The organism is uncultured Hymenobacter sp. (assembly GCF_964242765.1).
Taxonomy (GTDB): domain Bacteria; phylum Bacteroidota; class Bacteroidia; order Cytophagales; family Hymenobacteraceae; genus Hymenobacter.
On record NZ_CAXTBM010000113.1, the window covers coordinates 1 to 10,011 of the forward strand.

General features: G+C 54.1%; 10 protein-coding genes and 2 pseudogenes. 3 read left to right on the plus strand and 9 right to left on the minus strand.

Annotated elements, in window-relative coordinates:
• Positions 1-792: 792 nt before the first annotated feature.
• Positions 793-2,880: a hypothetical protein gene (locus ACFE7X_RS24265; RefSeq protein WP_375438264.1), complete on the plus strand. Its 2,088-nt coding sequence runs from the start codon at positions 793-795 to the stop codon at positions 2,878-2,880.
• 925 nt (positions 2,881-3,805) lie between these two features.
• On the opposite strand, the pseudogene ACFE7X_RS24270 reads toward ACFE7X_RS24265, so the two are convergent.
• The 3 genes and pseudogenes from ACFE7X_RS24270 to ACFE7X_RS24280 all read right to left on the minus strand — a co-directional run.
• Positions 3,806-3,976 (minus strand): annotated as a pseudogene (locus ACFE7X_RS24270) (hypothetical protein); the annotation flags it as partial.
• Positions 3,977-3,988: 12 nt separating this feature from the next.
• Positions 3,989-4,558, minus strand: a complete 570-nt coding sequence (locus ACFE7X_RS24275; protein ID WP_375438273.1) for an IS3 family transposase — start codon at positions 4,556-4,558, stop codon at positions 3,989-3,991.
• A gap of 172 nt (positions 4,559-4,730) precedes the next feature.
• Entirely contained in the window at positions 4,731-4,994 is a 264-nt protein-coding gene (locus ACFE7X_RS24280) for a transposase (RefSeq protein ID WP_375438265.1), read from the minus strand.
• Positions 4,995-5,525: 531 nt separating this feature from the next.
• Between ACFE7X_RS24280 and ACFE7X_RS24285 the strand changes: the two genes are divergently transcribed.
• A complete protein-coding gene (locus ACFE7X_RS24285) occupies positions 5,526-6,311 on the plus strand; it encodes an HpcH/HpaI aldolase/citrate lyase family protein (RefSeq protein WP_375438266.1) in 786 nt (261 codons plus the stop codon).
• A 330-nt stretch (positions 6,312-6,641) separates the two neighbouring features.
• On the opposite strand, the gene ACFE7X_RS24290 is transcribed toward ACFE7X_RS24285, so the two are convergent.
• From ACFE7X_RS24290 to ACFE7X_RS24315, 6 genes are all read right to left on the minus strand, one after another.
• On the minus strand, positions 6,642-6,986 hold the full coding sequence (locus tag ACFE7X_RS24290; RefSeq protein WP_375438267.1) for a hypothetical protein: 345 nt from the start codon (positions 6,984-6,986) through the stop codon (positions 6,642-6,644).
• Between the two features lie 274 nt (positions 6,987-7,260).
• Positions 7,261-7,695, minus strand: a complete 435-nt coding sequence (locus ACFE7X_RS24295) for a hypothetical protein (RefSeq protein ID WP_375438268.1) — start codon at positions 7,693-7,695, stop codon at positions 7,261-7,263.
• 77 nt (positions 7,696-7,772) lie between these two features.
• Positions 7,773-7,901 carry a hypothetical protein gene (locus ACFE7X_RS24300; protein WP_375438269.1) on the minus strand — a complete coding sequence of 43 codons (129 nt, stop codon included), beginning with the start codon at positions 7,899-7,901 and terminating at the stop codon, positions 7,773-7,775.
• Positions 7,902-7,971: 70 nt separating this feature from the next.
• The gene (locus ACFE7X_RS24305; RefSeq protein WP_375438270.1) at positions 7,972-8,151 is read right to left on the minus strand and encodes a T9SS type A sorting domain-containing protein; all 180 of its coding nucleotides are present in this window, start codon (positions 8,149-8,151) and stop codon (positions 7,972-7,974) included.
• Positions 8,152-8,274: 123 nt separating this feature from the next.
• On the minus strand, positions 8,275-8,442 hold the full coding sequence (locus ACFE7X_RS24310; protein WP_375438271.1) for a hypothetical protein: 168 nt from the start codon (positions 8,440-8,442) through the stop codon (positions 8,275-8,277).
• A 211-nt stretch (positions 8,443-8,653) separates the two neighbouring features.
• Positions 8,654-9,535 carry a hypothetical protein gene (locus ACFE7X_RS24315; RefSeq protein ID WP_375438272.1) on the minus strand — a complete coding sequence of 294 codons (882 nt, stop codon included), beginning with the start codon at positions 9,533-9,535 and terminating at the stop codon, positions 8,654-8,656.
• A gap of 342 nt (positions 9,536-9,877) precedes the next feature.
• On the opposite strand from ACFE7X_RS24315, the pseudogene ACFE7X_RS24320 reads away from it, so the two are divergent.
• A pseudogene (locus ACFE7X_RS24320) lies at positions 9,878-10,011 on the plus strand (hypothetical protein); the annotation flags it as partial.

The following is a 10,011-nucleotide window of genomic DNA, read 5'->3' on the forward strand; positions in this document are numbered from 1 at the left end:
CCTCTACTCCGAGCAACTTGGCGCGCAAGGTGAGCAACTCGGTAATTTCCCGCAGGCCTTCACGCATCTGGCGCTCATTAGTGCCGCCTACCAGCTCAACCGTGACCTCACCAGCCCACCCAACCGAACCACGCCCCATGCCCGGTGGTACGTATAAGGTAGGACTTAAGCTAGGCACGTAGCTGGCACCCTGCCGAGGCGTGGGCCACTCCCGCACTGCTCATTTAGGCTACGACTTGCGCCTACTCCCCGCCGCTGACTCCACCGCGGCGTTTCAGATAGGAGGGCGTCCTATGATCGAAGTGCTCTTCTCACCAGTAGACGCCGCTATTGAGTTATACTCATCAACAACTTCAACTAATTACCCTAAACTGTCCAGCCTAACCCGACTACCTTACAAGCTTGTAGCCGCCGACTTATCGAATGCTTTGCGTCACTTCGCAAGCCACCTGGTGTAGGAGTTATTTCCTGCTCTTGGCTACGAGCATAAAATAGAGGCTGAAAGAACGCGCAATAACGTCTCCGTAGGAACCCTGTTGGCATCTAGTTGCTGAACTCAACTTTTCAGGCGTTGATAACTGTTTCTTGTTTCTGCATAGGTAGGCGTGATTTCTACATCCTCTACATCGAGAGGCTAGTTAAGGCGGTGTAGTCCCGACCTTCAATGAGCCAAGCCCAGAGAATGTATTTTATTCTATATCTTAAGGTTAGGCACGTGTGAACGGCTTACCTTATCCGCTGCTACCTCTAATCTGCCGACGCCCATTGAGAAGCTACCGCCATTCGTCAACCGTGAAATCAAGTGTCCTGCTCCTGCTGTGGCTTTTGTTAGTGCCTTCGCTCCGCGCGCAGAAAATGGTGGATTTAAAAGAGTTTAGGGCGGCAGGCGGCGCTACAACGGTCGTTAAGAACGATCAACTGGAAGTAAGCTGGCCCATTGTGGGAACCGAGCGAGGCAAGATAGTAGTTGATCTTGCTGCCAATCGTCCCCTGTTCAAGTGCATACAACTCAGTCGGGACGGCAAGTACCGGAATATAGCAGTTGACCTGGATCCGGCCTTCCTGCTCACGGTTGGCAAGCGAGACCTAATCTCCCAGAACGGCTGGAACATTTTCTTTGATAAAGTTCCTAAAAAACCCTTCAAGTCCTACCGTGTTACCCTAACCAACCGGCACACCTCGGTTAGCAGCATCGGCAGCCGGACCACGGTAAGAATCGGTGATTTGAAAGCCGCTAGTTTCAGCGGGGCCTTGGAAATAACATTATATCATGGTAGTGCCTTGCTCAACATTGCCGCGGTGCTTTCCACCCCAGTGGATTCCACGGCTATCATTTACGATGCGGGCCTGGTAAGCCAAAAGCTTGTTTGGAATAACCTAGCCTGGTCAGATACCAATAATCAGCTTCAAAGCCTAAAGGCGGGAGCCACCGACAGCAGCCGTAATCTGGCAGTCAAGTACCGAACAATTATCGGGGAAACCCAGAACGGAAGTATAGCGGTGTTCCCAGCGCCCCACCAGTATTTCTATCCCCTCGATGAAGCTTTCAATCTGAAGTTTACCTGGTATGGCAACAACTATCGCCATATGCTGCCGGGTTACGGCCTCGGCATTCGGCAAGACCTTTACGGCGACAACCGCTTTGTACCGTGGTTCAACGCTCCCCCCGGTACCAAGCAGAAACTGAACTTCTACTGCTTGATCGGGGAGGGTTCGGCGAAAACCTCGTTGGCGAACGTCAAGCGCTACACCCACAACGATACGTACGCTAAGCTACCCGGCTATAAGACGATGGCCAGCCACTTTCATAACGAATACGTAATGAAGGTAATGCGAGCGGGCAAACCCCAGCCTGACACGGCCGAGTTCGTGCAAGTATTCAAGCGCCTCGGCTTGGATATTGTTCATCTGGGGGAGTTTCATTACACGGCGCATCCGAAAGGACCGGATGCGCAAAGGCTGTCCGAACTGGCAGCGCTTTTCGAGTTGTGCCGCAAATCCTCAGATAAAAGCTTTTTGCTGCTGCCCGGGGAGGAACCCAATGAATTTCTGGGTGGCCACTGGCTCGGGTTATTTCCCACGCCCGTGTATTGGGTGATGGCGCAAGAACCTGGGCAGCCGTTTGTAGAAGAAGATCCCCGGTACGGCCGAGTCTATCATGTGGGTGATAAAAACCAACTGTTAAAACTGCTGCAAGCAGAAAAAGGCCTAGCCTGGACGGCCCACGCCCGAACAAAAGGGTCTACTGGCTACCCTGATTTATACAAGGACGAAGCCTTTTTCATCTCCGACCGCTTTATGGGAGCCGCCTGGAAAGCTATTCCAGCAGATTTATCGCAGCCTAGACTCGGAAAAAGGGTCCTCGATCTACTGGACGATATGAATAACTGGGGCTTGCAAAAGACCGTTATCTCCGAAGCCGATCTATTCACGGTCACCTTTGAAAACGAAATGTATGCGCACTTAAACGTAAACTACCTGCAACTATCCGAGTTGCCTGATTTTAAACAAGGTTGGCACCCGGTACTAGATGCCATGGAAAAAGGAAAATTTTTTTCTTCCACCGGAGAAGTGTTAATTCCTCAGTTCAAGGTAAACGGGAAGAGTTCCGGCGAAACGACCACGCTCGCAAATCCAGCCAAGGCCGAAGTGTCATTCGCTTTAAATTGGACTTTTCCTATGGCTTTTGCTGAAATTATTTCAGGGGATGGCCAGCGCGTCTATCGCCAGCGGGTGGAGTTAACTACCACGACAGCATTTGGTCAGCAACTGTTTCGCGTTCCCGTTAACTTAACCAACCGCACGTGGGTTCGCCTAGAGGCATGGGATGTAGCGACCAACGGAGCGTACACTCAAACCATTTATTTGGCCAAGAAATAGGCTGCGTAAATATACTTTTATGGCGTTTTTGCTTAATTTAAATGCTGTTCTACGAGCATATTAGGTTTTATTGCTATTGCACAAGAGCTTTGTACGCGGGGAGTAAATCAATGACGAAGTAGCCTGCAGGCCCCTAACGAAGAGGCATTTGGCACGTAGTACCACTGACCGCCGCCTGCTGCCCCTTGTTCTTGAGTGATGAATTCGACGAAGAACTGCCCTGTCGTACCACCTGAGCCGTACCCACCACCACCCATCCCACTACTTTATTTGGCACCTCCTAAACCGAGGATTCCGCTCGTGCATAACGCCAGGGTTAGTAGCCGATGACTCGCATGTTATGGATTCTGCCTTGGTTTAAAGTCAACGCCAACGCCCTTTTCTAGATGGCGTTGGCGAAAAGCGGGTGGCAGTTGTCGTTCCATCTTACCAGTGGCCGGTAAAGAACCTCACCAGCTTGCACCCCGCTTCGATGCGCTTGGCGCCGCCCCATCAACTTTGCTATGAGACCACTCAGCAAGGGAAACGGCAGACCGAACCGGTCAGTTGGATGCTAAACACCTTAGAGCTCGGTTGCTAAGTGGTAAAATGTGTGGCTGTTGCAAAACCCTAGAAGGAGTCAAAAGATAAGCTCATCCGTGTCACAGCACTTGGCGAAAGACATAGAAAACAGGATTGGCAAGCTGTTCTAACTAGCAGAAGCACTGCTTGCAAGAACTGCACAGAGTTTTGCAACAATCATAAACATTATGTTCATCAACTATTTATACTCCAGCAACCCGTGCAAGTGCCCCGCGGCCGCAATATAGAGACTCTCCAGTACACTTGGTCGAGTACAAAATGAGTTGTCTTCCGCGTGCTGCCAGCCACCGCTACGGGTACCGCTGAGCTGAGCCAGTTAGACGGGACAGTTTAGCATTGTTGGTTAAACAAGTTGTTGGTGAGCAAGGTACGGCAACTGATAGCCAATGCTGGAAGGTAGCCGCTGGTGCTTGTAGTAGTTGAAATAATTCGCGACACTGGTCTGGGCATCGGCTAAGTCGGTAAATACCGGCCAGTCGCAGGCTTCGAGTTCTTCGGTTTTAAGGCGTGACCAGAGGCTTTCGGCCTAGGCGTTGTCGTAGCATTTCCCGCGGCGACTCTGTGAGCGTAGCGCTTGGTGACGGTACAGCAGCGCCTGATAGGTGTTACGACAGTACTGACCACCTCGGTCCGAGTGGACGAGTAAGCCCGCCGTTGGCTGCTGAGCCAGCAAGGCGCGCTGCAAAGCGGTGGTAACCAACTCTTCGGGCATGGTGGCCATTACGTGCCAGCCCACGACGTGCTTACTGGCCACATCCTGGAACGCGCATAAACAAGCCCACGCTCCACTGGCCAGCGGCAAGTACGTGATGTTGCTCACCCAGCCGCGGTTGGCCTGCACGACAGGCGGCTGGTCGAGCAAGCGATTGGAGGCACAGCGTAGGCCGTGAGTTGAGTCAGTGGTGCGGGGCGTATAGGCTTTAGGCTGCAAAGCACGTAAGCCTCGGCGGCGCATGGCCGTGCGCAGCGCTTTCCGGCCCAGACAGTGGCCCTGCTGGTGGAGCGCAACGCGCAGTCGACGGGTGCCATAGCGTCTTTTATGCGCTGCAAACGTCTGGTCCAACGCCACTTCCCACGCCGGCTCTTTCGGTCTAATAGTTTGGCGTTGGCGTTGCCGTCAAGCATAGTAACGACTGGGTGCTACGTGCAGCACCTGACAAAGGCGACGCACTGGGTAGCTAATGCGGTGCTGGTCGATGAAGCAGTAGCAGTTCATTAGTCGTTGGTCTGCGAGAGCCTGCGCTTAGAGCAGGCAACTGGCAATGGCTTTAAAAAATCTCTAACTCCTGGGCCTGCCGCCGATTGACCGCCCGTAACTGGCGTAATTCAGCAGCAGTAGCCGGGTCGAGGCTAGCACTGGCGGCCGCGGCCGGTGTTTGCACCGCTTGCTGCCACTTATAGAGTAGCTTAGGATTAATAAGCGCCCGAGCGGCTGCCTGCGTGGAACGGCTCTCGCTAGCTAAGCGCAAGGCTTCGGCGCGAAAGGCCGCATCATAAGTGTGTCGCTTGGTCGGTTTGGAAGGAGTGGCCATCAGAGAAGAAAGTTAAGACCTAATTCCGTGCCGCTTCACCCGACCACCTCACTCGTTCCCTTGGCACTCTTTTGTGTCGTGTTTGCCTTGGCGCTGCTGGCTGAGGTCGTATAGGGGCAGCATGCTCGCCTTTAGCAAGTGAGAGATGAAAAATCCGTGCCCGGATTTGCTGTCTTTTGCGGCTTCGAAAGCTCTTACTCTTGGGCTTGTTGCTCCGCCTAGGTGTACTCGTTACTTGGTAACTTCGGCAGCAGAAGCCACCCAAAGAAATCGAAGCCGGGAGAAATCCTCTTTCTTTGCGCCCGACGCCCACCGCGTATTCCCGCTACCGGCCGCCACGAGCCTTACGAGCCGACTGTACCCCATCGGGCAGCACTACGGGAGTCCCTGCTGTAGCGCGAACAGCTTCTGTGTACCCTGCTGCAGCTTTTGCTCTCCGATACGGGTAGCCGGAGGAGCATGCGAAAGAGTTCTCGCTAAATGACCATCTTGCGGCGGCCACCAGCGGCCCACCACTGTAACCCCGCCCGGATGCACAATACACTTCGCGCAACCTTGCAGCAGGGAGTTCCCGCCCTCGGCACGTTTGTCCAACTCGGGGGTACCGCCATCATCGAATGCCTGGCCCTGGCCGGGCTCGACTATGTGGTCCTGGATCTGGAACACGGCCCCGGAAGCTTGGAGGGAACCGCCGCGCAGATCCTGGCCGCTGAACGCCACCAGTTGACCCCGCTGGTACGGGTCAAGGATGCCTCCCGCGCCGCCGTGATGAATCTGCTCGACCTCGGGGCGCAGGGGCTCGTTGTTCCCGCCGTCAAAACCGTAGACGAGGTCCGGCGCCTGGTCGAGTACGGCAAGTACGCGCCGCTGGGCGAGCGCGGCTTTGGCCCGTCTCGAGCCTCGGCCTTCAGCTACTCGCCCGCTCTCCACGACCTGGGGTCTTACCTGGAACGCAGCAATCGCGAGACGCTATTGCTGCCCCAGTGTGAAACCCGCGAGTGCCTGGAGCGGGTGGAAGAAATTGTGAATCTGGTCGGGGTGGATGGCCTCTTCATTGGGCCCTTTGATCTCTCCATCGCCTTGGGCGTGCCCGCGCAGTTCGAGGCCGACGTAATGCAAGCCGCGCTGCAGCGCATCTTAGCCGCCTGCCAGGCCGCGGGCAAGTACTGCTTTATCTATGCCGATCGCACGCGGACGCGGCAGCGGTTTGAGCAAGGATTCCATAGCGTGGCCACGAGTATGGACACGGTCGAGCTCATCCGCGCGTTCCAGTTACTCGTACAAGACGTGCGCGGAGACGGGCGTCTCTCTCCCTAGAAGGAGGAGCCCGTTAGCCGACGTTCTGGGCACAAAAAGGCTGGTTTTAGTACGCACCTCATTTCTGCCATTTTTCTCCCTGCGCACAATACAGGTAAGTACGCTTCACTCGCAGCTAGTAGCAAAGTGAACCGAGGGAGGCATCTGCACGGGCTAATAAGTAGGGTCAGAAAGATAAACCCTGTTTTCTTTCTGACCCTACTTATTAGCCCCGGTTTTTGGATGCTTTATTGCGGAATTGGTAGACAAAGGGAAGGGACCTGAAACCGATGAGAGGTTGCGCTTTCACGAAGTCCTGGAACGGTCCGTTTTTGCTAGACCATCTCCTCCCTACTTCTTCTTTCGGAGCCGGGTAGGCTTGTAGGTCCGGACCTTGGTTGGCAGATAGCCCCGGCGCCTCACGGATTTCTGCGAGTTGGGCGCCGAATTGCGTACCGGGGGATAGTAGTTGCGGGGGGCCGGGGGGAGAGAGTCCGTTGAGATAGTGGTCGTGTGCCCGTTGGCATCGGTGACGGGGAGCGGAGAAACCTCGGGCTTCGCGATAGCCGCCGCCGGCACACTGTACGCCGTCCGTCTAGTGGCCGGGGAGGAGATAATGGTCTCCGTCTGGGGGACGCAAGCGGTAGAGGAGGCCAGCAAACTGATCAATAATGCCGAGATAACAGCTATTTTCATGTACCAAGAGTAAAAATTCCCTACAAATATACTTCCCTTGTAATCGCCCCTGATAGAGGTGTAGTCACACTCACCAATATAGCTACTATGTTGGTGAATAGATGCTGTGGGCGCTGCCGGAAGCGAACTGATAACCCGCTGATAAGAGTCCGACACTCGACCACTTGAGCGAAGGGGGCAGGGCATCGGTTTACACCCCTTCAAAAACGGGTCACATACTGGGCAGTCGATATCTCCTCCTTAAACTGAATGGCCCGGCGTTAGGTAGCTTCTTTCACTCCTGTACTCCTGAGTCGGCATCCGACGCAATTGGTTTGCGACGAGTAAATGGGCCTTTGAACAGAAAGAAAGCTACGGTGAATTGCAAGGCAAGAATGAGCAGCAGGCGGCTTACATCCCAGAAGGTATGCTGCGCTAGATAAGGTGCGTCGCGCGATAACGTAAAGAGGAACCAACCCGGATACAGTAAAAAGAGGCCCTTAGCCCACACTTTACCTCTTCGGATTCCAAGACCGATGGCTAGGAAGAGGCTGGCAAAGAGCATAGGTATAAGTAGCAGAATAACCAACAGGCTGTAGTCAATCTTGCCTTGGAGCAATAGCCTCAGGGGTTTTATTATGCCATAGAAGTTAGGCAACAGATATAGCGCGGTACTGAAGAAGAAAATGGTGGAAGCGATACGGTGGATCCTGCGATCTAGTGGACGCATAAGGCTCTTTTGGATATATTCTTGTATTGCAACCAGCGCAACCTACCGTTATATCTGTTCGCTTATATTGGGAGGTTTTAGCGCCGCAGGCGCCGCTTTTGTTCTTCAAGCTCGGCTGGCGTGAGCACATCTTGCTCAAGTAATTGCTGCAGTTTGAGCAACTCGGCGGCACCGATATTGCCCATCAAGAGCAGAATAGCGAACATGAGGTAGAGATGAGGTTAAAGCAAAAGCCAAGAGTTATTCTACTATTAATCGACCCGTAACCGGATGGCCTTATGCGTTATAAGCATGCACAACATAGAGTCCGGGCGTTACTCCTCGCACCGATACAGTCGCGTCATGTGCTACGTGAAGCGTGTGGGTTATCCGGCCTACCGCATCCAGTAACTGTACTTGGTGACCGACAGGTACTGAAGGAATGCGCACAGCAATTGTAGCCGGGTTGGGATACATGCTTATCGGTATAGTTTGGTTGGTGCGGGTAACCAGCGGGGCGCTGCTCAGGCGGGCTAAGAAGGTTTCACTAAGCGCACTAGTACTGAGTAAATACGATCCGAAAGCACACGTACCGGCAAATTAGCCCAGCACCCGTACCTCCCCGCTGGCATCTAGGCCGATATGGCTACCAGCATCCGAGCCTGATCCGCCTGCCCGCTGGGCCCAGCGGAGTTGCCCTTGGGGAGTATAGGCCTCGACGAAGGCAAAACCTGGAACTGCCGACGCTGGTGAGCGTCGTTGCCCCAAAGCGGGCTACGTTGCTAAAGAGCCCCGTTACATAGGGGTTACCGGCAGCATCAAGCGCCACACTGCTTAATCGATCGGCCCCCGGGCCCCCGCTAGGCTGTACCCACTGCACCGTACCTTGAGGCGAGTATTTTATCAAAGAGCCATCAAAGAGCCCAGCGCTGGGTAGGATAGTCCCACCGACAGCAAAGGGATCCGTGAAATTAAGGATCTACAGGCTGCCACTGCCATCTACTACGGTGTTGCCGACCGACTCAATGCCCGCACTACTTAGGTGCTCGACCCATTCAAAATTGCCCTGGGTCCCGTACTTGGCCACGAGTACGTCGGCGTTGGCATTCGGACAGGTAAGGGTGGCGCCAAGGATAGCGGGGTGACTAAAAGAGGTGGAAATGTAAACTTCGCCCGTGGGGGCTACTGCTAATCTGGAATGGTAGTAAACAGCAGTAGGAGTTGGCGAGGCATACAAAAAGGCCTGAACAAGGGACTGCAAGGCACCTGTGCTGCCGGAAAGCCGGCCCAGAAAGATTGCTTTGCTGTCGTTAAGCGTGGTTAACGTAGTGGAGCCTACGGTGATAATATTGGCAAAATAAGTGCAGTACACGTTGCCAGCAGCATCCACGCCAAGGCCACCACCATTAACGGCGCCATAGCCCGTTGCACTGGTTTGGTGCGCCCATAAGGCTGCTCCTTGCGCGGAGTAACGAGCCACGAATGCTTTGGATATGAATCCGGAGCCACTACTAAGACCGACGCCGTTGCCAAGGGAGAAGGACGGCCCAAAGTCGCCAGCAATATAGACGTCCCCTGCGGCATCAAGGGCGATGCTCTTGACCGATTCAGAACCGGTCGAACTTAGCTGCTTAATCCAAGCGACAGTGCCCGTGGGGGTATATTTTACTAGGTAGCCGTCGCTATCGGTGCCACTAGGGATTACGAGCGTCGTGCCGCTTACCACCACCGTCCCGTGAAAATCACCCACCTCGTAGGTATTGCCGGCGGCATCCACTACCGCGTCGAAGCTATACCGGTTGTTTTGGGACGCAGAGCCGGTCACGAGGGCATTTTGCCAGGTAGGAACAGACCGAGCCAAGTTATGCAAACTCAGAAGAAGCATGACCAGCATACAGCTCGCTTGGCGCAGCGTTGAAAGCGTAAAAAGGTGCATCGAATAAAGAAGGAAAATAAAGAATAATCCAATGGGGCACCTTTGGAAGGGCAGACAGGCAAATAGTAGCTCAATAAATAAGGATAGCGTCTTAGATAGCACCGAATAGCTCGACAATATCCATACTCGTTGCTACCCTTCCTACTTTGTTGCATGACCCTAGACCTGCGCGGCATTATCACCAAAACGGACCTGCGCGAACTCTTCAAAACGCAGTTAAGCTTTCCTGAATGGTACGGCGTGGGCTAGGTAAGCTGGGACGCCCTCTGGGACTGTATTTTGGGCCTGGTAGAGATGCCCGAGCAGCTGACGCTAATCAACTGGGAAGAATTTGCCCAGGCCTGCCCGAAGGATATGGCTATCCTGCAGCAGGTAATCCAGGATTATGAAGTGGAGCGGCC

What these genes read in the sequence shown, in the direction of transcription:
- ACFE7X_RS24300 (WP_375438269.1), bottom strand. Translation starts at nt 7,901, where the DNA reads ATGTTCGCTATTCTGCTCTTGATGGGCAATATCGGTGCCGCCGAGTTG.
- ACFE7X_RS24285 (WP_375438266.1), top strand. Translation starts at nt 5,526, where the DNA reads ATGCACAATACACTTCGCGCAACCTTGCAGCAGGGAGTTCCCGCCCTC.
- ACFE7X_RS24290 (WP_375438267.1), bottom strand. Translation starts at nt 6,986, where the DNA reads ATGAAAATAGCTGTTATCTCGGCATTATTGATCAGTTTGCTGGCCTCC.
- ACFE7X_RS24305 (WP_375438270.1), bottom strand. Translation starts at nt 8,151, where the DNA reads ATGTATCCCAACCCGGCTACAATTGCTGTGCGCATTCCTTCAGTACCT.
- ACFE7X_RS24280 (WP_375438265.1), bottom strand. Translation starts at nt 4,994, where the DNA reads ATGGCCACTCCTTCCAAACCGACCAAGCGACACACTTATGATGCGGCC.
- ACFE7X_RS24295 (WP_375438268.1), bottom strand. Translation starts at nt 7,695, where the DNA reads ATGCGTCCACTAGATCGCAGGATCCACCGTATCGCTTCCACCATTTTC.